The 20,810-nt window shown below is 69.1% G+C and carries 20 protein-coding genes; 9 read left to right on the top strand and 11 right to left on the bottom strand.

The features are described from left to right. Positions 1–48: 48 nt before the first annotated feature. The 4 genes from ACWDTS_RS05995 to ACWDTS_RS06010 form a co-directional block, all read right to left on the bottom strand. Positions 49–1,521: a WS/DGAT/MGAT family O-acyltransferase gene (locus ACWDTS_RS05995; protein ID WP_231609875.1), complete on the bottom strand. Its 1,473-nt coding sequence runs from the start codon at positions 1,519–1,521 to the stop codon at positions 49–51. A 220-nt stretch (positions 1,522–1,741) separates the two neighbouring features. Then, complete coding sequence (locus tag ACWDTS_RS06000) at positions 1,742–2,143, bottom strand: VOC family protein (RefSeq protein WP_197250491.1); 402 nt, start codon at positions 2,141–2,143, stop codon at positions 1,742–1,744. Continuing rightward, positions 2,140–2,913 (bottom strand): arsenate reductase/protein-tyrosine-phosphatase family protein, encoded by a 774-nt coding sequence (locus ACWDTS_RS06005; protein WP_197250490.1) that lies wholly within the window; start codon positions 2,911–2,913, stop codon positions 2,140–2,142. Before ACWDTS_RS06005 ends, ACWDTS_RS06000 begins: the two co-directional genes overlap by 4 nt. 51 nt (positions 2,914–2,964) lie before the next feature. Next, positions 2,965–3,981, bottom strand: a complete 1,017-nt coding sequence (locus tag ACWDTS_RS06010; RefSeq protein WP_197250489.1) for a LacI family DNA-binding transcriptional regulator — start codon at positions 3,979–3,981, stop codon at positions 2,965–2,967. 104 nt (positions 3,982–4,085) lie between these two features. Here ACWDTS_RS06010 and ACWDTS_RS06015 point away from each other — a divergent pair, with 104 nt between their 5' ends. From ACWDTS_RS06015 to ACWDTS_RS06035, 5 genes are all read left to right on the top strand, one after another. Next, entirely contained in the window at positions 4,086–5,441 is a 1,356-nt protein-coding gene (locus tag ACWDTS_RS06015; protein WP_197250488.1) for an MFS transporter, read from the top strand. Further along, positions 5,438–5,929 (top strand): type II 3-dehydroquinate dehydratase, encoded by a 492-nt coding sequence (aroQ, locus tag ACWDTS_RS06020; protein ID WP_450117796.1) that lies wholly within the window; start codon positions 5,438–5,440, stop codon positions 5,927–5,929. Before ACWDTS_RS06015 ends, aroQ begins: the two co-directional genes overlap by 4 nt. After that, positions 5,916–6,776, top strand: a complete 861-nt coding sequence (locus ACWDTS_RS06025; protein ID WP_450117797.1) for a shikimate dehydrogenase — start codon at positions 5,916–5,918, stop codon at positions 6,774–6,776. Before aroQ ends, ACWDTS_RS06025 begins: the two co-directional genes overlap by 14 nt. Continuing rightward, entirely contained in the window at positions 6,776–8,575 is a 1,800-nt protein-coding gene (locus ACWDTS_RS06030) for a TIM barrel protein (protein WP_450117798.1), read from the top strand. Before ACWDTS_RS06025 ends, ACWDTS_RS06030 begins: the two co-directional genes overlap by 1 nt. 88 nt (positions 8,576–8,663) lie before the next feature. Then, positions 8,664–9,977, top strand: a complete 1,314-nt coding sequence (locus ACWDTS_RS06035; protein WP_197250485.1) for a PucR family transcriptional regulator — start codon at positions 8,664–8,666, stop codon at positions 9,975–9,977. Positions 9,978–10,007: 30 nt separating this feature from the next. Here the strand turns inward: ACWDTS_RS06035 and ACWDTS_RS06040 are convergent, their stop codons facing one another. Next, positions 10,008–11,069, bottom strand: a complete 1,062-nt coding sequence (locus tag ACWDTS_RS06040; protein ID WP_231609872.1) for an alpha/beta hydrolase — start codon at positions 11,067–11,069, stop codon at positions 10,008–10,010. A 473-nt stretch (positions 11,070–11,542) separates the two neighbouring features. Here ACWDTS_RS06040 and ACWDTS_RS06045 point away from each other — a divergent pair, with 473 nt between their 5' ends. Continuing rightward, on the top strand, positions 11,543–11,923 hold the full coding sequence (locus ACWDTS_RS06045) for a Zn-ribbon domain-containing OB-fold protein (RefSeq protein WP_450117799.1): 381 nt from the start codon (positions 11,543–11,545) through the stop codon (positions 11,921–11,923). 36 nt (positions 11,924–11,959) lie between these two features. On the opposite strand, the gene ACWDTS_RS06050 is transcribed toward ACWDTS_RS06045, so the two are convergent. Beyond that, positions 11,960–12,988 carry a hypothetical protein gene (locus ACWDTS_RS06050; protein ID WP_450108503.1) on the bottom strand — a complete coding sequence of 343 codons (1,029 nt, stop codon included), beginning with the start codon at positions 12,986–12,988 and terminating at the stop codon, positions 11,960–11,962. A gap of 356 nt (positions 12,989–13,344) precedes the next feature. Continuing rightward, positions 13,345–13,662, bottom strand: a complete 318-nt coding sequence (locus ACWDTS_RS06055; RefSeq protein ID WP_450108504.1) for a hypothetical protein — start codon at positions 13,660–13,662, stop codon at positions 13,345–13,347. Positions 13,663–13,895: 233 nt separating this feature from the next. Between ACWDTS_RS06055 and ACWDTS_RS06060 the strand changes: the two genes are divergently transcribed. Then, positions 13,896–14,954: a tyrosine-type recombinase/integrase gene (locus ACWDTS_RS06060; RefSeq protein ID WP_450117808.1), complete on the top strand. Its 1,059-nt coding sequence runs from the start codon at positions 13,896–13,898 to the stop codon at positions 14,952–14,954. 9 nt (positions 14,955–14,963) lie between these two features. Here the strand turns inward: ACWDTS_RS06060 and ACWDTS_RS06065 are convergent, their stop codons facing one another. Beyond that, on the bottom strand, positions 14,964–16,049 hold the full coding sequence (locus ACWDTS_RS06065; protein WP_450117800.1) for a helix-turn-helix domain-containing protein: 1,086 nt from the start codon (positions 16,047–16,049) through the stop codon (positions 14,964–14,966). Positions 16,050–16,199: 150 nt separating this feature from the next. Between ACWDTS_RS06065 and ACWDTS_RS06070 the strand changes: the two genes are divergently transcribed. Together ACWDTS_RS06070 and ACWDTS_RS06075 are read left to right on the top strand one after the other, a co-directional pair. Next, the gene (locus tag ACWDTS_RS06070; protein WP_450108506.1) at positions 16,200–16,658 is read left to right on the top strand and encodes a 6,7-dimethyl-8-ribityllumazine synthase; all 459 of its coding nucleotides are present in this window, start codon (positions 16,200–16,202) and stop codon (positions 16,656–16,658) included. A gap of 133 nt (positions 16,659–16,791) precedes the next feature. Further along, positions 16,792–18,087, top strand: coding sequence for a hypothetical protein (locus ACWDTS_RS06075; protein WP_450117801.1), 1,296 nt, complete (start codon positions 16,792–16,794; stop codon positions 18,085–18,087). Between the two features lie 22 nt (positions 18,088–18,109). Here the strand turns inward: ACWDTS_RS06075 and ACWDTS_RS06080 are convergent, their stop codons facing one another. From ACWDTS_RS06080 to ACWDTS_RS06090, 3 genes are all read right to left on the bottom strand, one after another. Further along, on the bottom strand, positions 18,110–19,228 hold the full coding sequence (locus ACWDTS_RS06080) for a serine hydrolase domain-containing protein (RefSeq protein WP_450117802.1): 1,119 nt from the start codon (positions 19,226–19,228) through the stop codon (positions 18,110–18,112). Further along, complete coding sequence (locus ACWDTS_RS06085; protein WP_450108509.1) at positions 19,213–19,734, bottom strand: pyridoxamine 5'-phosphate oxidase family protein; 522 nt, start codon at positions 19,732–19,734, stop codon at positions 19,213–19,215. The genes ACWDTS_RS06080 and ACWDTS_RS06085 overlap by 16 nt, the downstream gene beginning before the upstream one ends. Positions 19,735–20,276: 542 nt before the next feature. After that, complete coding sequence (locus tag ACWDTS_RS06090) at positions 20,277–20,783, bottom strand: hypothetical protein (RefSeq protein WP_450117803.1); 507 nt, start codon at positions 20,781–20,783, stop codon at positions 20,277–20,279. Between the last annotated feature and the right edge of the window lie 27 nt (positions 20,784–20,810).

Consider the following 20,810-nt stretch of genomic DNA (forward strand, 5'->3'; position numbering starts at 1 on the left):
AGGCGGCCCACTCGGGGCCACCGTTTACGGCTCCGCGCGGGTCCGGGCTCAACCCGCGTGCGCGGGTGCCGGTTCTGCCACGACCTGCACGGGTCGGGACCCGGGATCCGGCGAGCGGAAGGGCAGCGGGTCGACGGTGACCGCGGCCGGCCGGGGCTCGAGACCGTGGGCGCGCTCGAGGGCGACGAGGGCGTCGTCGAGGCGGTCGAGCAGCGGTTGCAGGTGCGGCAGGCTCCGGCTGCACGAGGTCAGACCGAAGGCGATGGAATCGTCGGTGCTCGTGCAGGTGATGTTCAGGGCCTGGCCGTCGACCGGAACGGAGAGCGGATACACCGCGTCCACGCGCGCGCCGTTCCAGTACAGCGGGTGCGCCGGGCCGGGCACGTTGGAGACGATCACGTTGAAGGGCGGTCGCGGCAGCGCCCGGTTCCTGGTGAGCATGCCGACCGCCAGCGGAGCGACGCCGAGTGCGCTGGTGGCGAGCCGGGACAGCGGGGACATCCCGTGCATCGCGTCCTTGCCCTGTCCCATCGACGCGGACACCGCCGCGAGCCGCTCGGCGGGATCCGCGACGTCGGTGGCCAGATTGCACATCAGGACGCCGACTTCGTTGCCCGAGCAGCCCTTGTCGGGCCGCAGGCACACCGGCACCATCGCCACGAGCGGCCTGTCGGGCAGCTCGCCGTGATCGCCGAGGAACGCGCGCAGGGCCCCCGACGACATGGCGAGCACGACATCGTTGACGGTCGCGTCGGCGGCTTTCGCCACCGCGCGCAGCCGCTCGAGCGGCCACGACCGGGCCGCGAACCGGCGGGTGCCGGAGATGGGCACGTTGATCATGGTGTTCGGTGCAACGAGAGACAAGGAACCACCGCGGCCGTGCAGCGCCCGATCGACCGTGCCGACGAGTGCCGGGACGAGACCGATCGCCTCCCCGGCGGCGGCCCGGATCGTCTGCATCGCGGCCTCGGGCAGACCGAGTGCGGTCCCGCCGGTGTGGGTGCGGCTCGGCGGCTCGATCGGTTCCCACGGCGCGGGCATGCCGGTGCGGTCCGGATCCGGGCTCAGGGCCCGGCGCAGCAGCTTCATCGCGCCGACACCGTCGGCGAGCGCGTGATGGATCTTGGTGTAGACCGCGAGGCGGCCGTCGGCGAGACCCTCGATGAGGTGCACCTCCCACAGGGGGCGGTGGCGATCGAGCAGGGTGCTGTGAAGCCGCGAGACGAGGTCCCACAGCTCGTCGAGGCCGCCGGGCCGCGGCAGCGCGTTGCGCCGGACGTGGTACGACAGCGAGAACTCGCGGTCTTCCTCCCAGGCCCACTGGCCGAGCGTGCCGAGCGACCGCGCCGCGCGTTTGCGCCACAGCGGATCGACGTGGTCGTCGCGGACCGAGTCGGTGAACCGGGCGCTCAGGTCGGCGGCGGTCGTGCCGTCGCGAGGCTGCAACAGGATCAGGCCGCCCACGTGCATGGGGCGATCCCGGGTCTCGCCGAGAAGGAACATCGAATCGGTCGGCGACATCGGTAGACGCATATGGATGTGTTTCCTCCGCTCGGGTTGCGAGCAGGTCGTGGCGGGTTCCCCTGCGACCCCGCCGGAATGTGCCTCGAACCATGATTCACATCACAGCTGTGTGACACGACACAATTTGTACGGCATCCGAGCGGGTTCCGCCAAACCGTAGGGTCCGATTTCGGAGCGGTGGGGGCTTTCGTCCGAATTCGAATGCGTGAAGGTCGGCTCAGGGGGTCGTGGAGGCGTCCCGAGCGGCGGGCTGGAACAGCTCGATGAGGTTGCCCGCGGGATCGGCGAGCAGGATCTGGCGGCCACCCGGCCCGGTCACCACCTCGCTGCGGAACTCGACGCCGTCCCCGCGCAGGCGGGCGATCTCGGCGTCGAGGTCGCCGACGACGAGATGGATCCGGTTGCGGCCCGGACCCGCGAACTCCGTCGGCGTGGCGCGAGCCCCCGAACTGGCCGGGCCGGACAGCAGCAGGCGCAACGAACCCCGGATCACGTCGGCGAAGGCGGGGGCGGGGTTGGTGAGCACGGTGAAGCCGAGACGGCGGGTGTAGAAGTCGATCGCCGCGGGCACGTCGTCGACGAGGTAGCGGACACTGACGTAGTCGTCGGAGGTGGTCATCGGATACTCCCTGTCATGGTGGGGGTGGTGAGAGTCGCGATCAGGTACCCGATGCGGGTGTCGATCTCGGTGGCGGTGGCCCGGAAGGCCGGATAGGTGTCCTCGTCGGCACCGCCGGCCGCTGCCGGATCGGGGATGCTCCAGTGGATCCGGCGGGTGTCGTCGTCGCCGAACTCGGGACAGACCTCGCGGGCCTTGTCGCACAAGGTCACGACCGTGCCGAACCGACGACCTGCGAGGGCGTCGAGATGACGGGGGCGCCGATCGCCGAGGTCGATCCCGAACTCCTCGCGCAGCACCCGCACCGTGTCGGGGTGCATGTCCGGTTTGGGTCGGGTCCCGGCGCTGATCGCCTCGACGACGCCGTCGGTGCGCCACCGCAGCAGCGCCTCCGCGATCGCGGATCGGGCACTGTTGCCGGTGCACACGAACAACACCGGTGCCGGGGCCGGGGAGGGTCGAGGGGGCGCGAGGGTGCGGCCCAGCGCCGGATGCAGGGCGGCGCCGGCGCCGGCCAGCATCTCGGTGCACCGGTCCAGGTCCAGGTGGTAGTAGCTGTCGCGGCCGTCGAAGCTGCTGCGGGTGGCCCGCACCAGGCCGCCGTCGCGGAGCAGGCGCAGGTGGTAGGAGATCAGGTTCTGCGGCTCCCCGATCAGGGACACCATCTCCCGGACCCGGTGGTCGCTGCCGGACAGCATCGTGAGCAGCTGCCACCGCACCGGATGCGCGGCGAGCTGCACGAAGGACGGAACGGGAAGTGCCGACGCCATAACCCCAGGATATCACCGATACATCAAATCGATTTGATGTAATTTGCCGCGTCAGGACGGCGCCGCCCCCGTGGACCCGCGCACGACCAACTGGGTCGGCAGCACACTCGCGGCCGGTTCCACCACCCCCTCGTAGGTCTGCCGCCCGAGCATCTCGATCGCGCGCGACCCCGCATCCTCGGTGCGCTCGGCGAGCGTGGTCAGCGTCGGGGTGCACAGGTCGGAGCCGAAGATGTTGTCGAATCCGACGACGCTGATGTCCTCCGGGACCGCGACCCTGCGTTCGTGCAGTCGGCGCAGCACGCCGAGCGCGAGCATGTCGTTGTGGCAGACGACCGCGGTGGCACCGGCGGCCACCGCCGCGTCCGCCGCCGCGGCACCGCCGCCCAGCGTGGGGGAGTAGGGGCCGAACCGGCGCACCTCCATGTCGCGTTCCTGCGCCGCCGCGCGGAGACCGAACCAGCGCCGGGCGCCCGACCACGATTCGGGAGGGCCGCCCAGAAAGATCAGGGACCGGTGTCCGAACGACGCGAGGTGGTCGACGATCTGGCGGGTACCGGAATCGTAATCGGCCACGACGCAGGAGAATCCGCGCACTGCCCGATTGACCAGCGTGATGGTGTTCAGTTCGGCGGCGCGCCGGAGGTCGTCGTCGGGCATGCGGGAGGCGCTGAGAACGAAACCGTCCACGGCCGGCCCGAGACGTTGGAGCAGCCGCGCCTCGGTCGCCGCGCTCTCCTGCGTGTCCCCGAGCACCAGGGTGCGTCCCGCCGCGGCCGCCGCGCGTTCGGCGCCCTTGATCACCCCGGCGAAATAGGGATTCGTGATGTCCGGCACGAGCAGGGCGAGGGTGTTGGTGCGCCCCGACTCGAGCGCGCGGGCCATCGGATTCGGGGAGTAGCCGAGCTCGGCGGCGACCTCGAGCACGTGCTCGCGCGTGCTCGAGTTGACCCGGCCCGGGTTCGTGAACGAGCGGGAAACGGTCGACGCGGCGACCCCGGCGGCCCGGGCGACGTCGGTGATGGTGGCGCGCTTGCGCGGGTGCCGAGCGGCCGGTTCGGAAGCCATGGCGCAAGTATGGCAAAGAATGGCAAACGATTGCCGTGTGACCTCGGCCACCCCTAGCGTCGGAATCGACCGACAATGACCATGCGACCGACGGAAGCAGTCTCATGACCCAAACAACGACCGTGCAGCGGACGCCGCGCAAGGCGGCGCTCGCCGCCTGGAGCGGCAGCGCCCTCGAGTACTACGACCTCGCGATCTACGGCACCGCCGCCGCGCTCGTGTTCCCCACGATCTTCTTCCCCGAGGGAAACCGCGCCGCCGCCACCGTCGCCTCCCTCGCGACCTTCGGCGTCGCCTACATCGCCCGGCCCTTCGGCTCCTTCCTGATGGGACACGTCGGAGACCGCTACGGCCGCAAGAAGATCCTCATCGGCACCCTCCTGCTGATGGGCATCTCCACCTTCCTCGTCGGATGCCTGCCCACCTACGGTCAGGTCGGCCTGCTCGCCCCGGCGATGCTCGTCGTCCTCCGGCTCCTCCAGGGAATCTCGGCCGCCGGCGAACAGGCCGGCGCCAACTCGATGTCCTTCGAACACGCCCCCGACCACCGGCGGGGCTTCTTCACCAGCTGGACACTCAGCGGCACCCAGGGCGGCCAGGTGCTCGCACCGGCGGTGTTCCTCCCGCTCGCCGCGCTGCTGTCGGACGAACAGCTGCACGCCTGGGGCTGGCGGATCCCGTTCTGGCTCAGCGCCGTCGTCGTCCTCGTCGGATTCCTCATCCGGCGCACCCTCGACGAGACACCCGAATTCCACGCCGAACAGGAACACGCCGAGGTCCCGCGCGCACCGCTGTCCCTCCTGCTGCGCGACCACTGGCGCGGCGTCCTGCGCGTCTTCTTCGCGTCCTTCATCGCGATGGTCAACACCGCCTTCCAGGTCTTCGCCCTCAACTTCGCGACCGACGACGAATACGACATCGGCATCGACTCCAGCACGATGCTGTGGCTCGCGATCATCGCCAACGTCATCGCCGTCGGCACGATCCCGCTGTGGGCCATGCTCTCGGACCGGATCGGCCGCAAACCGGTGTTCCTGACGGGCCTGATCGGCAGCGCCATCCTCGTCACGGCGTTCCTGTGGTCGATCTCCCGCGGCGACGTCCCCCTCGTCCTGATCACCGGAATCCTGCTCGCCGGCGTCGTCTACAGCATGCCCAACGCCTGCTGGCCCGCGACCTACGCCGAATACTTCCCGACGAGCGTCCGCCTGTCCGGAATGGCGATCGGCACCCAGTTCGGTTTCGCCCTCGCCGGTTTCACCCCGGCCATCGCCGGCTCGCTCATGAACGGTGACGCGGGCAACTGGTATCGCGTGGCCCTGTTCGCCGCCGGAGCCGTCGTCATCGCCGCCGTCGCGGTCGCCACCGGACCGAACGGAACCCACAAGATCGCGACCCCCGACCTCGGCTCGACACCCGAGACACACACCTCGCCGGTCCCGGTCGGAGCGCCGCGATGACCACCCGCCCCACCATCGCGGTCCTCAACGGACCCAACCTCAACCTGCTCGGCTGGCGCGAACCCGCCCTCTACGGCACCGCGACCCTGGACGACATCGAGAAACTCTGCGAACGGACCGCGGCCGACCTCGGCTACGACCTCGACTTCCGCCAGACCAACCACGAGGGCACCCTCGTCGACCACATCCACGACGTCCGCGAACGGGTCCGCGGCCTCGTGATCAACGCGGCGGCCTACACCCACACCTCGGTCGCCGTGCGCGACGCGCTCGCGACCGTCGCCGCACCCGTGATCGAGGTGCACCTGACCAACGTCCACACGCGAGAGCCGTTCCGGCACCTGTCCTACATCGCGCCCGTCGCGACCGGCGTCATCGCCGGGATCGGACCCGCCGGCTACGAATACGCCGTCCGGCACGTCGCGGCACTGAACGGCCCGGCCGCCCTGGACAACCACATCGAGGAACGACACGATGCCCACCACTGACCACCCCACCTTCGTCCTCGGCCTCGTCGGCGCCGGCATCGGCGGCTCCCTGACCCCCGCCATGCAGGAACGAGAAGGACACGAATCCGGCCTCGGCCTCGCCTACCGGCTGATCGACGCCGAACGGCTCGGCTTCGGCCCGGACGAACTGCCGCAGGTCCTCGACTGGGCCCGCCGCCTCGGCTTCGACGGACTCAACATCACGCACCCGTTCAAGCAGCGCGTGATCGACCTGCTCGACGAACTCACCGAGGACGCCGAGGACCTGGGCGCGGTCAACACCGTGGTCTTCCGGGACGGTCGCGCACTCGGCCGCAACACCGACTGGTCCGGCTGGGGCCGCGCGTTCCGGCGCGTGCTGCCCGACGCGGTGTCGGACCGGGCCGTGCTCGTCGGCGCCGGCGGCGCCGGATCCGCCGTCGCCTACGCGCTGCTCGACCAGGGCGCGGCGCACGTGTCGATCGTCGACGTCGACACCGACAAGGCCCAGCACTGCGCGACCCGCCTCGCCAAACGATTCGGCGACGACCGCATCACCGCCACCACCGATCTCGCCGGCGCGCTGGCCGGCGCGCAGGGACTGATCAACGCGACCCCGACCGGCATGACCGGCCATCCCGGGCTGCCCGTGCCCGCCGACCTCGTCCACGGCGACCTGTGGGTCTCCGACGTCGTCTACTTCCCGCTGGAAACCGAATTCGTCCGGCTCGCCCGCTCCCGCGGGTGCCGCGTCGTGCCCGGAGGCGGCATGGCGGTCTTCCAGGCGGTCGGCGCGTTCGAATATTTCACCGGCCGCAAACCCGACGCGGACCGGATGCTGCGCCATTTCGAGGAGCTGACCAGCTGATGCACCGTGGAATCGCGACCGTGTCCCTGTCCGGGATTCTCGAGGAGAAACTCGAGGCTATCGCCGCCGCCGGGTTCGACGGCGTCGAGATCTTCGACAACGATCTCGTCGCATCCCCGCTCCCGCCGCAGGAGATCGCCCGCCGATGCGCCGACCTGGGCCTGACGGTCGACCTGTTCCAGCCGATCCGCGACGTCGAAGGCGTCGACCCCGCACGATTCCCCGCCGTCCTGCACCGCATGCGCCGCAAGCTCGAGGTCGCGTCCGCGCTCGGCGCCGGCACGGTACTCGCGTGTTCCAACGCGCTGCCGGACGCCGTCGACGACCCGGACCTGTCGGCCGAGCAACTGCACGCGGTCGGGGAACTCGCCGCGTCCTTCGGAATCACCGTCGCGTACGAAGCCCTGGCCTGGGGACGGCACGTCGATCGCGTCGGCCGGGCGTGGGCCGCGGTGCTCCGCGCCGACCACCCCGCGATCACCCTCGCGGTGGACACCTTCCACATGCTCGCGCGCGGCGACGACGGCTCGGCCCTCGCCGGGATCCCCGGTGACCGCATCGGGTTCCTCCAGGTGGCCGACGCACCCCTGCTCGACATGAACGTGCTCGAGTGGAGCCGGCACTTCCGGTGCTTCCCCGGTCAGGGCACGCTCGACGTCGCCGGGGTCGTCGCGGCCGTGCTCGAGGCGGGCTACCGCGGACCGCTGTCCCTCGAGATCTTCAGCGACGTCGTGCGCGAGGCCGATCCGTTCGTCACCGCCCGCGACGGAATGCGATCGCTGGTGTTCCTCGAGGATCAGCTCGGCGAGCGCCTGTCCGGACCCGTCCGGGAACAGATCTCCGTCGCACCCCCGGTCCCGCGCCGCACCGACGTCGCGTTCGTCGAACTGTCCGACCCCACCGGATCGGTATATCCCGGCCTGTTGTCCGGACTGGGCTTTCACGTCGCGGGTCGGCATCGCACCAAACCCGTCGTGTGGTGGCGCAACGGCGGCGCGCACGTGGTGGTCAACGAAGCAGCACCGGGCCCCGCCGCGACCGCGTTCGGGCTGGTCGCGCCGCCGGTCGCGGACGTCGCCGAGCGCGCCGCGGCACTGTTGTGGCCCGCCGTCGACAAGACGCGAGGTGAGGGCGAGGCCGACCTGCCGGGGATCACGTCGCCGTCCGGCCTGCACGTGTTCGTCAGCGCCGAACCCGGCGAGACCGACGACTGGCACACCGACTTCGTCGCCGACGACGAGCGCGCACCGGATAACGGGTGGCTCGGGCTCGACCACCTCGACGTCGCCGTCTCCGCCGATCAGCTCAACGAAGAGCTCTCGTTCTTCCGCACCTTGTTCGGCCTGCACCCGGTGAGTTCCGAGGAATACATCCAGCCGGAGGGACGGCTGCGCATTCGCGCGCTGCGCGCGGAGAAGGGCGATCTGCGTGTCGCTCTCACCGTTTCCGACAGCGGCGCCGGAGCACAGCAGCACGGCATCACCCAGATGGCGTTCGCGACACCCGATGTCGTCGACGCAGTGCGGCGCATCCGTTCCCGCGGCGTCGAACTGCTCAGCCCACCCGACAACTACTACGCCGATCTCGACGCTCGCTTCGCCCTCGATCCCGATCTGCTCGTCCTGCTCCGTAAGCACGATCTGCTCTACGACCGGAACGCCACGGGAGAGTTGCTGCACGCCTACACCGTCCCGGGGGAGGGCGGCTTCCAGGTCGAGATTCTGGAACGTCGCGGCGGGTACGACGGATACGGATCGGCCAACACCCACGTCCGGCTCGCGGCCGCTCGACGTAGCTGACGTACCGGGTGGCGTCCGCGCATCGGCCGCCGGATCCCCCGCCGACGCAGTACGCTCGTTCATCGGAAGTTCTCCGGAAACGAGGAAGATGACCGGTCGCGAAGTACATGCCCAGGCTCGTGGCGGTGCCGACTCCGGTGCTGTTGCCCGCGCCTTGGTGGCCGAGGTCGCCGAACTCTCGGTCACGCGGCAAGGCGAGATCGCGCAAGCCATGATCGACCGGCTCACCTCGGAAATCGGCGCGATGTCCGCGGATCGTCCGACCCGGGGCGCACTCGACCGGGCCGCGTGGGACGGCGTCGCCGTCATCACCCGGTTCCTGCGCGACGACCTCGACGAGATCGAGATCCCCGACGCGTCGTACGGTCTCGTCCGGACGCTCGCCCGGCAGGGACTACCGGTCACGGTCGTGGACCGGAGCAATCGCCTCGCCCAGGACTGCATCCTCCGGTGGTGCCTCGAGGTGCTCGCGGGCCTCGGCAACGACACGGAGGCGGTCATGCAGGCGGGCGTGATGATCCTGACGAAACTGTCCGCCGGCATCGACGGGGTGTCCCAGCGCCTGCTCGGGGTGTACGAGGCCGAGCGCGACATGTGGCTGTTCAACCGCAACGCGTCCCGTTCCGCGCGGATCCACGACATCCTCGCGGGCCGCCCGATCGAGGTCACGGACGCCGAAGCCACCCTCGGCTACCGGCTCGGCCAGCACCACCTGGGCGTGATGGTCTGGACCGACGACACCGAGACCGCCGACAACGAGCTGACCGAACTCGAACAGGCGGTGACCACGCTCGCGGACTATTTCGGGGCGGGAAGCCGGGCGCTGTTCGAACCGTTCGACGAACACACGGGCTGGGCGTGGATTCCGCTCGGTGGGGTCTCGCAGGTCGAATTCACGGAGCTGACCCCGATCGTCGCAGGCTGGGAGCGCCCGTTCATCGTTTCCTTCGGAGACCCGCAGGACGGAGTCGACGGGTTCGTCCGCACCCATCGGCAGGCCGCTCAGGCCAGATCGGTGGCGCAGGCCTCGCAGCTGCCGGGACCGCGATTCGTTCCGATCAGCGCGGTCGGGGCGGTGGCGTTGATGTGCCACGACCTCGACGCGGCCCGGTCGTGGGTCGGTGAGGTCCTGGGGCCGCTCGCCGCAGACGATCTCGGCGCCGAGCAGCTGCGTCGTACCCTGTTCGAGTTCCTCTCCAGCGGAGGCAGTTACATCGCCGCGGCGACCCAGTTGCACATGCACCGCAACTCCGTCGCGTATCGGATCAACAAGGCCGAAGAACTGCTCGGCCGGAGCGTGCGGGAGTCCCGGCTCGACCTCGAGAACGCCCTGGCTCTGTGCCATTGGCTCGGCTCGGCCGTGCTCACCGCGCCGACCGCGACTCCCGCATCGGCCAGGTGAACGAAGATCCCCCGGCCGCCGACACCCCGCCTAACCGGCGGCCGCCATGCGGCTCGGAACGGTGGCCCGGATGAACTCTCCGATCTCGCCGATCGCCTGCAGCGATTCGGGCAGCAGGTCGGCCGCGGCCTGGAAGACGTGCACCTGCCGGTCCCAGACCTGCAGTTCGCATCGGGTGCCGGACCAGGCGAGGCGATCGGCGATCAGCTCGGCGTCGACCAGGAGCAACTCGTGTGAGCCGACCTGGATGAGGACGGGCGGCATGCCCGACAGATCCGCGTCCACCGGGCACACCCGGCCGGGCCTGTCGGACCCGGCACGCACGCGGGCGTCGCGACGGTAGGACAGACCGGCCAGCCCCTCGAACGCATTCCCCGGCAACAGCGCACAGCGTTCCGCGTTCGAATGTCCCAGCTTGCGGCTGGGATCCAGCTCCGTCAGCGGCGAGAGCGCCACGATGGCCCCGGGCGCCGGCAAGCCCCGGTCCCGCAGAGCCAGCGGGATCATGAATGCCAGGTAACCGCCGGCGGAGTCTCCCGCCACGACGATCTGATCGGGCCGGTAACCCCGGGACAGCAACCACTCGTAGGCATCCACCCCGTCGTCGACCGCATCTCCGATGGAGTGGGCGGGCAGCATCCGGTAGTCGACCGCCAGCACCGCTGCCTCGGCCTCCGCGGAGATCCGGGAGACGAGGCGCTGGTGGCTCTTCAGGCCACCGCATAGGAAGGCGCCACCGTGCATGTACAGAACGACGCGCTCGTCCCCGGCCCCGGGCGCCTCGACCCAGGACCCGCCACAGTTCGTCAGGACGACCGGACGACACCGGGTTCCCTCGATGGGCGGTAGCAGGGTTCCGGCGAGGTCGAGCAACCCGGTGGGCCACGGCAGTCCGGGGGCGCGGCCCCACAGTCCGAGCAGTGGTCGCAGCGTCATCCGCATCGACCGTGCCAGAAGCCGCGCCTGCAGGCTGGCACCGCGGAACTCCCGGCGCAGAACGGCGGTGGGTTCGTGAAGGCCATGGTGCATGCGGTACGTTCGGGGCCCCTCGAGCAGGTGCGACGGCGCGTGCAGGTGAGGTCCGGTGGTCATGTGAATGAACTCCTTACGGGGGAACTCGTGCCCACTCGATCGATCCGCAGGAGAAGCGACAGGGGCCGAGTGCGACCCGTCCACCGGGTTGCACCTTCCTGTTCGACGGTAGGAGTGTCCTAGGGAGGATTCACCGGTCTGCGTGCACACTGAATGTTGCGACGCTTGGGCGGAGCGCACAGTGTCGTCGTCGGTCCGAACGCGGTCGACGGCGTGACGGTCCTCACCCGAGACCTCGTGCGGGACGAACCTCACATCGCAGCGCTGGACGGGGCCGATGTTCTTGTGCGGACAGCCCAGCGCGCCACCGGCTCTGTGTGCCGGCAGCCCGAAGGAATCCGGACGGAAGCGACCTACCGTCGAATGAGGATGACGACGGGAGTCCCGCCGTCACCCTCGATGGGGACAAAACACAGCCGACGCGGTGCTCCGGCTGTGTCTTGCAGACGATCCCTATCGCGGAAAGGACCTCGATGGCCGCCGACCTCGACCCCGTTCGCCCGGGCTCCACGACGCGCAACGCCCTGACCATCCTGCGGTGCGACGACTGCGACACCCACTTCGCACCCCAGACGCCGAAGTGCTCCTCGTGCGGAAGCGCGGAACTTCAGTCGGTGTGTTGTTCCGGTGCCGGCTCGATCGTGTCGTGGAAAGTGCTGCACCACGCGTCGCACGGACGGCACCGCGACCAGGAGCCGTTCACGATCGCGATCGTCGAACTCGACGACGGACCATGGGTCTACTCGAAGATCGAAGGTTCGTTCCCCGATGGCGCCGACGCGCCGGTACGGGTGGAATTGCGGTCCGCCCGCCCCGCCGACCGGTTCCCCGTGTTCGGGGTCTGCGCGGCCTGATTCCCTGCGTCGGCCGCTCGCAGGCGGTACCGGTCGCTACGCCGGGGGACGCTTCTCCTTCGCGGTGTCTTGGATCTTGGTGTCTTCGGCGACGTTCTCGGTGCTTTCGGTAGCGCGGCGAGCACGGGCGGCCGTGAGTTCGGTTCGCAGTTCGGCGATTTCGGCACGTAGTTCGTCCCCGCGCTCGCGCGCGGCGGCCTCGGTCGCCGCCGACGACGCGGCCGTGACGCGTGCCTGCTCGAGGTGATCGCGCAGGTCCGCGCTGCGTGTGCGCTCGGCGCCCAGCTCCGATTCGACGCGTTCGAGCGCGGCGGACTCCCGTTCGAGCGAAGCGCGGGCGCGCGTGAGTTCGGCGCGCGTGTCCTGCAGGTCGGCGGCCAGGCGATCGCGCTCTTCGGCGGCCCGCTCGAGGAGGTCCCGGGTTTCGGTGATCTTCGCTGTCAGCTCGGAGACGGTGCTCCGCAGTTCCGCGGTGATCTGCTCGTGCTCCTCCTGCGTATCGGCGAGCTGTTCCTGCCAGCGGTGCAACGTCGCGGCGTGCTCGTCGGCCATCCGCGCGAGTTCGGCGTGATGCGTTTCCCGAAGCTCCCGGAGCTGCTCGGCGTGGGCGGCGCGGGCGTCGGCGAGTTCGGCGTCGACGGCACTCACCGCAGCATCGGCGTTCTCGCGATCCTCGGTCGCCTGCGCCAGCTGCTCGCGCAGGCGGACGATCTTCGCGTCCGCATCGGCCTTCACCTTGGCAAGTTCGGTCGAGGCCCGGTTCAGCTGCGCTTCGAGCGCCGCGGGATCGGTGAGCTTGTCGACGGCGGCCGTGATCTGCGCCGCGACGGCGTTGTACTGCTCGAGGCTCGCCGCGGTCAACGCGCGCAGTGACGACACCGCCGCCGCGAGGTTGCTCGCGCCTTCGGCCGGATCCGCAGGGGAGGTGAGTTCTGCGAGCTGGGCCGCTTCCTTCCGCTGTCGTTCCCGTTCGCGGTGTGCGCGCACCCGATCGGCGGGGGAGGCGTACTTGCGCGGCCTGCCGACGCGCGGCTTCGACTCCTCGACAGCTTCGTTCTCGCCCATTTTCGGCCCCTTCAGCGCCTTGAACAGCATTTATAACATAACGATACACGAAACGTTACTTGAAACGAAACGAAAGAGAATGCCAAGTGTCGCCAAAACTGCAGGTAGCGACGGGTGTGCTTTGCAGGATGGGTGGTTGTTTTGTCTTGGGTTTCGGAAATCATGTTCTAAGAATGCGTACATGCATATGTCAGCATGTATTCCTTTTGATCGTCATAATCCCCACTTATGACGATCAAGGTCGCGCGGGGATCGAAAAACTGGGTAGGGGTGGGGCACGCCCGGCACCGCAGTGCCGGGCGCCCCTGGAGTGCCGGCGAAAATGCCCCTCGAACAGGGGAAATGGGCTACGAGCGTCAGTCGATGCGCACATCCGGCCACGGCGGCCGGCGGAGAATGGCGAGGGTGGCGATCGTGGCGGCGACCAACCCGATCAGCTCACCCATCAGCGCGATCCGCGTCCCGTCGACCGCCGCTTCCCAGCGGACCTCACCGTCGTGAACGACGAAGACACCCAATGGCTTCGGAACCGGCGTCGCATCGGTGCGCCGGAACCAGGGGCGCCGGAGGTCCGTCACGGTGATGATGGTGGTGCCGTCCGCCGTCTCGTGCGGTTCTCCGTAGACGCGGGCGCCGGCGGTTGGCAGAGGATCGGCGATGGCGTGGATGTTCATGGCCCTCCCTCGAGAGGTGGTGGGTTGTCCGGTCGACACGCCGATCCATCGTCGCATCGGGCGGTGCTCCACCGCGGTGGATACGGTGCGTTGAGTCGGATGGGGCCGGGACGAAGGGGAGTGTCACAGTGACGAAAGATGTCGGTGGCGCGGAACTGGTGTCCTCCGGCGCGTTCGCGCCTCCCGAACCGGCCGGGGCGCCACCGAATCTCCCGGCCGGCGCCGAGGATGCGATGCGCCGGCTGCGCGAGAAGGCGTCCTCCGACAACACCCGTGCCGCGCACACCGCCGACTGGGACAAGTTCGTCCGCTGGTGTGAGGGATCCGGGAACACCCCGCTGCCCGCGTCGCCGGAACTGCTCGGCTGGTATCTCACCGAGAAGTCCGGCGAACTCCGGCCCGACGGCCGGTGGGCATATGCGCCGTCCACGCTGGCGCGGTGGGTCGCGACGATCAACAAGGTGCACGCTCTCGCCGGCCTGCCGGTCCCGGGGCGGAGCGAGACCGTGCGCGACCTGCTGCGGGGAATCCGGCGCAGTCGCGCGACCCCAGCCGCTCGGCGCACGCCGCTGCTCACCGAGGACGTGCGTGCCATCGTGGGGACCATGCGTGCGGCCGCGACCGGGTTCGCGGACCGGGTCGCCGAACGTCGCGATTCGGCGTTGCTGCTCATGGGGCTCGCCGGTGCGCTGCGACGCTCGGAACTGTGCGGCATCGCGGTATCCGACGTGGTCGCGCACCGCTCGGACGGCCTCTACGTCACCATCCGTCGTTCCAAGACCGACCGCGACGCCCACGGCCGCGTCGTCACGCTGCCGTACGGCCGCGATCCGCAGACCTGCCCGGTGTGCGCGTACCGGCGGTGGCGCGAGGTGCTCGACGTGTGGGACGACGGTGGTCGTGCGGCCGCGGTGTCATTGCTCGAGGATGCGGTGGACGAACTCGGCGACCACCACTGCCGCGGCCTGGCGTCGAAGACGGCCGGCCCGGACCGTGCCCTGTTCCGGCCCGTCCATCGCACCGGGTCGATCGGTTCGGGAGTCCTCACCGGCCAGTCGGTGCACTCGATGATCCGGCGGCGGGCCCGCCAGGCCGGGTTCAGCCCGGAACTCGTGGCCACGCTCGGCGGGCACAGCCTGCGTGCCGGATTCGTCACCCAGGCGGTGCGCAACGGCGCCACGACGCAGACGATCATGACGCAGACCGGGCACGCCGACGAACGGATGGTCGCGCTCTACAGCCGCCACCATGCCGGCCTCGTCGGCAATGCCGTCACCGAACTCGGGCTCTGAGCGGAACCCTCACAGACCCCGTCCGACCGGCCGCCGCCACCACGACTCGTCCGCCTCCATGCGGGACCTCAGATGGTCGGCCGCGTCCGGATTGCGGAACGGTCCGGCCAGCAGATCCGCGTAGACGTGCGCGGGTGCGACGAACCGCAACCCCTCCCGCCGCTCCATCCGGTCGAAGACCACCGGCGTCCACGGGATCGCCACCACGACGTCCGCGGCGCGGTCCACCGGGCGCAGCCCGAGGGCGGCGGCGAACTCGTCCGGATCGTCGGCGTACACCTCGAGCAGATCCGTGGGTGCGTAGTCCGTCGCACCCACGCCGGTCAGGGCATACCCGAGGTCGATACGCTCGGCGAGCTGGGTCCGCACCGCATCCAGCCCGTCGGGTGCGGCGAAACTGCGAGTGGCACAGGGCTTCCGATCCGCCGCCCACGCACGCAGCATCGGTTCCCAACGCACGGAGGTGACAGGGCCGCGGGGGATCCGACGGATCAGTTCACGTTCGGTGAGGACCTCGACCACCCGGTACGCGGCGCCGGTGGATGCGCCGGACAGCTTGATCAGCTCGGGAACCGACATGTCGCCGACGTGGTCGGCGAGCGCCCGCACGACCCGCTCGGACGGTTCGCCGGTCAGCACGCCCGAGGGCCGGCCGGGCCCGCGCCACGGATCCGCGTCGGCACCGCGGTTGCGCACCCAGATCGCGGGCCGGGCGGCGACGAGTGTGAGATTGCCGGTCGCGTCGGCGTAGGAGATGCCGTGCTGGTCCAGCTGGCGGCGCACCGGATCGGACAGGTAGTGGGCGCACACGAACCCGCGGTCGGACTCGGTGAGTTCGGCCGCGATCCGCGCGATGTCGCCGCTGAGTACACCCCGGGACGTGATGACGGAATAGGAGACGGAATCTCCGTCGGGCGCGGTGACGAGGATGCGTTTGGGTGCTTCGGGGGAGCGGGCGCGGTCGGCGGTCACCGACCAGCCGAGGGGCAGGCAGGCCTCGAGGCTCGCCACCGCGCGGCGGTAGATGTCGATGTGGCGTTCGGGACGAGGACCGACGACCTCGACCGACCCGCTGGAATCATCCGCAACAGTCACACCCACCACACTACTCACTCTGTCTGCAACGGAAAAGCAGAAATTCCGGAATGGGTGTCCGTTGCGGGCCGTTGGTCACAACGTGGGTCCCCGGGAAGCCGCTGCGCCTGTCGGCACGGGGAGGGGAGCGTGATGCGATAGTTTCAACGCATGAGTGACAGTCTCGGCCGCTACGCCTTCATCCAGGCCACATGGCATCGCAGCATCGTCGACCAGGCCCGTGAGGGCTTCACCGACGAGATGGTGGCCCTGGGGCATTCCAAGGACACCCTGGAGTTCTACGAGGTGCCGGGAGCTTTCGAGATCCCCCTGCACGCCCGCCGGCTCGCGCAGACCGGGCGGTACGACGGCATCGTCGCTGCGGGACTGGTCGTGGACGGCGGTATCTACCGGCACGATTTCGTCGCGACCGCGGTGATCGACGGCCTGATGCGCGTCCAACTGGACACGGATGTCCCGGTCTTCTCCGTGGTGCTCACCCCGCACAACTTCCACGAGCACGACGAGCACGTCGAGTACTTCACGCGGCACTTCGTGAAGAAGGGCGCCGAGGCGGCGCGGGCCGTCGATACGACGGTGAAATCGCTGCGTTCGCTGCCGACGGAGTAGTACTTCTCCGCCCCCTGTCCGTCTCGCCCGGGGCATTAATCCGGGCAAGACGGAAACGTGAAATATCGCGAACTGATCACCCCCTCGGCGTGCCGCCCGTCCGAAACTTCCGCCGTCCTGAAACGTGTGGCACATGCACTACCGCAGTTTCCAGCTGTGCCTCGCCGTGGGAGCGTTCGCCGCGGGATCGGCCCTGGCGTCGACCACCACCGACTCGTTCGCGTTCGTCACCGGTGGCAGCAGGGTCGGCCTGCTGTTCTCGGGCGGCGCCGTCGGCGTGACCCTGGGCGCATTCATCGCGGCGGTGGTCGCCTGGGGAATGCGGGTACGGTCGCACCGGGCGCTTGCGGCCGCGGTCGGCCTCGTGCTGATCGGTCTCTCGGCGGCACCGTGGGGAGGCGAGTACGGAGTGTTCGCCGCGGCGTCCGGGGCGGGCCTGCTCCTCGGTGCCCTGGCCGCGACCGTTCCGTCACTCGGCGCTGGGCGCGGTCAGGTCTCCGTCGCAGCAGGAGGACTCGCGGGGATCCTATGTGCCGAACCTCTTGCGCGGCTGGGACGCGAGTCGTCTCCGCGCCGGTATGCCGACTATCTTCCGGCGTCGTCCGAGCCCGACGTGGTTCTTCTGGTACTCGTCGCAGCGGCAGTGCTCGCCGTGTTCGTGCTGATGTGGCAGGCGGACACCGGGACCGTCACCACGGAAGACGTCCGGTTGCGGGGAAGGGGAGTGCTCGTCGGGATAGTTCTTCCCGCAGTCTGGCTGATCCTGCACTGGCGTTTCGTCGGGGCGGTGAGCGGCCTGCACGGAACCACGGTGTTCTCGGGCTGGTGGTGGGGTGGGCTCGCTCTGATTCCGGTCACACTCGCTGCGGCCGCATGGATTCCGGGTCCGGCGGGCGCTGTGCTTCTCGCCGGGACAGCGGTGGCGTTCGTCGGTCCGAGCGAACTCGCGTGGTACACGGAGCAGTGGTGGACGCTGCTGATTCCGGTGGCGCTGGCCGCGCTCGGGTCGGTGGTGGGAATCCGGGTGCGCCGCCCGTGGTTCGGCATCGTCGGACTCGTTGTCGTGGCACTGACCGGCCTCGTGGAGAGCCCGCCGTGGGACAACACCCACCTGGTCGCCGTTCTTGTTGTCTTTCCCCTCGCGGCCGCGTTTCTCGTCGCCTCCTGCCTGCCGTCGGCGCCGACGGTCGTGATGACGGCGCTCGCGGCCCCGGCTGCGATTCTCGTGCCCCTGTCTGCGAGATACGGGTGGACCGCGTACGCGCCGCTGCAGGGGGAGGGGATCGGAACGAGCGGTAGTGGACACCGGATTTCTGCAGTGGTGGTGGGAGTCTCGATCGTGGCGTTGGGCATCGGAATCGGTTGGTTGCGGCGACGCCCGGACGATGACGCGAATCACGCGGGTATCGATGGGACCGCCGAGAACTGACGACACGGACGAGGGAGTCCCGTCATGGTGCCGAGTCCCGAGAACGCCGGGTGATCTCGGCTGCGGTCACGTCGACGAGTCGTCGGGCGGTGTCGAAATGCGGGGTGAGGCGGGTCTTGGTCATGGCGAAAGCTGTGCCGGTGGCGGTGTCGGCACAGACGTAGCTGCCGCCGCCCCCGACCCAGCCGAACGTGGTGGGTGTCTCGTCAGGGGAAGCGCCGAGGCGGCCGAGCGGATAGCCCAGGGCCAGTCGCACCTGGCTGCCGACGACCCGGTCGGTGCCCTCGAACGCGAGCGCTGTCATCTCCTCGAGTTGGTGTGTATCGATGAGCCGGCCCTCGAGTACCGCGCCGTGCACGGCGGCGATTCCCCGGGCGGTGAAGGTGCCGACCGACGGGATGTCCGCCTCCAGGAACGCGGGACTGTTCCCCAGGGCCGCGGTGGGTTGCAATTCCCACGGCGCGAGAATGCCGTCGTCCGGGGGGAGTTGTTGCGGTGCGGCGTCTTCGAGCCGTGCCAGTCTCTCCAGGTCGGTTCGCGGCACACCGAAGTACAGCTCGCGGTCGAGACCGAGCGGCGCGGCGATCCAGTCGTGGAGGAGTTGCCGCATCGGCTTGCCGGTGGTGCGGCGTGCGATCTCGCCGACGAGGAAGCCGAAGGTGTACGAGTGGTATCCCGTCTCCGTCCCGGGACGCCAGAGTGGTTCGGCTGCGGCGATGGCGGTGCAGACCCGCGGCCAGTCGGTCAGGTCGGCGGGGCCGATGTCACGAGGCATGGCCGGTACCCCCACGGAGTGGGTCAGCACATGATGAAGAGTCGCGCCCTCCTTGCCGTGGACACCGAACTCCGGCCACAGGTCGACCAGCGGTGTGTCGTAGTCGAGGGCGTCGGTCCGCACGAGCAGATGGGCGATCAGCGACGTCATGGTTTTGCCGGCGGAGAAGCTGAAGAACGGGGTTTCGGAGGCTACTGCGCGCCCGGTTCGGCTGTCGGCGATGCCCGCGACGGCGTCGACGACCGGCGCACCGCGGTGGTACACGGCAACCTGCAAGCCGGTTTCGGCTCCGGTGCCGACGAATTCGTCGAGCAGACTTCGGATCCGGTGCTGCAGCGCGGACATCGCCGTCACCGGTTCGGCCACGTGTAGCGGGTCTGACTGGATGTGGGCAGCTTGCCGAAAGCGAAGCCGACCGTCGGCGCAACTCGATAGAGCCGGATGTCACCGGCAATGACGGCTTCGCCCAATCGATTCCAGGCACCGTCGCGGCCGGTCAGGTGGGGGCCGTACTTCCGCTCGAAGTCTGCGAGGGCCTGTGCACGTTCGGTGCGCTCACTCACTGCCGTTGCGACGCCTTCGATGACGACGTCCACACCGGTCAGAGAATTCGTGCCGGTCGTGAGCGCACAGTGCGAATTGTGTTCGAGGTTGAGCGCTTTGCGCTCCTGGGCACCGGTCGTGAAGCACAGACCGCCCAAACTCCATGCCGCCAGCAACGGCGTCACGTGTGGACGCCCGTCCGGGCGCACGGTGGAAAGCCAGAACACCTCTGCCGCATCGATAACCGTCAGCGCGGACGCCCACGGCGTTGCTTGCGCATCCGGAGAGGAGAAGGGCCCCAGTACGACATCCGGTTCGTTTTCCGACATGTGAATGTCCCTACGTCGGTGGGATCGATCTGTCGACCGGCTGAAAGAGCAGCGACAGCAAGCGTATCCCCGCAACCGGAGCGTCGGGGGAGCACTTCAGCGCGAGCAAGATTTCTGGAAAGCACGGAACGCAAAGAAATACAGAACTCTCGCGGATGCCTACCTCGATCCACCACTGCCTGTCTTTCACCGGAAGTGCCGATATTCCGAGTCCGGATCCGATCGGGGGAGCGGACGCCGGTTCGATCGGGTGCAGGCAGGAAGGCAAGCGTCGCCGACCATGTGGAATCCACAGGGGGAGAGGCGTCTACCAGCCTGCGAGTCTGTCGAGGGGCGGGGAGTCGCTGCCGGCGCCGGGCGGGGAGCGACGAAACGGGGAGTGTGGCCGACCGCGAAAATCCGGAAGCCCAGAATTCTTCGGCGTGGGTCTTCGGGCAGCTGTCGAAACGTGAGGAATTATTCCGGACATGACGGAACAAATAGAAAAACAGAATCTCACTCCAAACCCATCACCAAACCACCCATCTCGCCTCCATCAGAACTCACCAACCTCTAAGGTTGGGTACCGAACCCGCGAAATGGAGTGCAAGGCGTCGATGTCGGTGCTCGAAGAGTCTTGTGATGATCTGTCGGGCCAGCTCGTCGCCGTAGGGGAGTCGTGCGAGAGGAGCACGAAGTTCCATGGTGAGCCGGTCGTGCACGCGGGTACGACCGGCTCCGGCGGCGGTGAGTGTGCGTTCGTGCTCCCAACGCCGCATCGTTGCCATCGTGGACTTCTCGTGGAAGCGCCGGCCCGGTTCCAGCTCCACGATCGTGAGCGCGTCGTATTCAATAGGAAGCACGCCGAACAGAAGAAGTGGCGCCGTCCCGAGCGGTACACCGACGGGAACCCGGTCGACACCGATGCCGTGCACTCCTCGCGGCATCCGCATTGCGAGCAGGGGTGCAAGTTCGTCGTTGATGCCGGCGGGGTCCGTCACCCGGGCCCACACCGCGGGCGCATCCGCAGCGACGATCGATTCGTGTTCGACGATGACGGGGTGGCTCATCGGAGGATCCCTTCGGCGGCTTCGCCT

The organism is Rhodococcus sp. NPDC003383 (assembly GCF_053589115.1).

Bases quoted from the DNA above. Each gene is read 5' to 3' on its own strand.
- ACWDTS_RS06030 (WP_450117798.1), top strand. From the start codon at position 6,776: ATGCACCGTGGAATCGCGACCGTGTCCCTGTCCGGGATTCTCGAGGAG.
- ACWDTS_RS06090 (WP_450117803.1), bottom strand. From the start codon at position 20,783: ATGAGCCACCCCGTCATCGTCGAACACGAATCGATCGTCGCTGCGGAT.
- ACWDTS_RS06070 (WP_450108506.1), top strand. From the start codon at position 16,200: ATGAGTGACAGTCTCGGCCGCTACGCCTTCATCCAGGCCACATGGCAT.
- aroQ (WP_450117796.1), top strand. From the start codon at position 5,438: ATGACCACCCGCCCCACCATCGCGGTCCTCAACGGACCCAACCTCAAC.
- ACWDTS_RS06075 (WP_450117801.1), top strand. From the start codon at position 16,792: ATGCACTACCGCAGTTTCCAGCTGTGCCTCGCCGTGGGAGCGTTCGCC.
- ACWDTS_RS06060 (WP_450117808.1), top strand. From the start codon at position 13,896: ATGCGCCGGCTGCGCGAGAAGGCGTCCTCCGACAACACCCGTGCCGCG.
- ACWDTS_RS06040 (WP_231609872.1), bottom strand. From the start codon at position 11,069: ATGACCACCGGACCTCACCTGCACGCGCCGTCGCACCTGCTCGAGGGG.
- ACWDTS_RS06025 (WP_450117797.1), top strand. From the start codon at position 5,916: ATGCCCACCACTGACCACCCCACCTTCGTCCTCGGCCTCGTCGGCGCC.
- ACWDTS_RS06000 (WP_197250491.1), bottom strand. From the start codon at position 2,143: ATGACCACCTCCGACGACTACGTCAGTGTCCGCTACCTCGTCGACGAC.
- ACWDTS_RS06005 (WP_197250490.1), bottom strand. From the start codon at position 2,913: ATGGCGTCGGCACTTCCCGTTCCGTCCTTCGTGCAGCTCGCCGCGCAT.
- ACWDTS_RS06015 (WP_197250488.1), top strand. From the start codon at position 4,086: ATGACCCAAACAACGACCGTGCAGCGGACGCCGCGCAAGGCGGCGCTC.
- ACWDTS_RS06085 (WP_450108509.1), bottom strand. From the start codon at position 19,734: ATGTCGGAAAACGAACCGGATGTCGTACTGGGGCCCTTCTCCTCTCCG.
- ACWDTS_RS06045 (WP_450117799.1), top strand. From the start codon at position 11,543: ATGGCCGCCGACCTCGACCCCGTTCGCCCGGGCTCCACGACGCGCAAC.
- ACWDTS_RS06055 (WP_450108504.1), bottom strand. From the start codon at position 13,662: ATGAACATCCACGCCATCGCCGATCCTCTGCCAACCGCCGGCGCCCGC.
- ACWDTS_RS06035 (WP_197250485.1), top strand. From the start codon at position 8,664: ATGACCGGTCGCGAAGTACATGCCCAGGCTCGTGGCGGTGCCGACTCC.
- ACWDTS_RS06010 (WP_197250489.1), bottom strand. From the start codon at position 3,981: ATGGCTTCCGAACCGGCCGCTCGGCACCCGCGCAAGCGCGCCACCATC.
- ACWDTS_RS05995 (WP_231609875.1), bottom strand. From the start codon at position 1,521: ATGTCGCCGACCGATTCGATGTTCCTTCTCGGCGAGACCCGGGATCGC.
- ACWDTS_RS06050 (WP_450108503.1), bottom strand. From the start codon at position 12,988: ATGGGCGAGAACGAAGCTGTCGAGGAGTCGAAGCCGCGCGTCGGCAGG.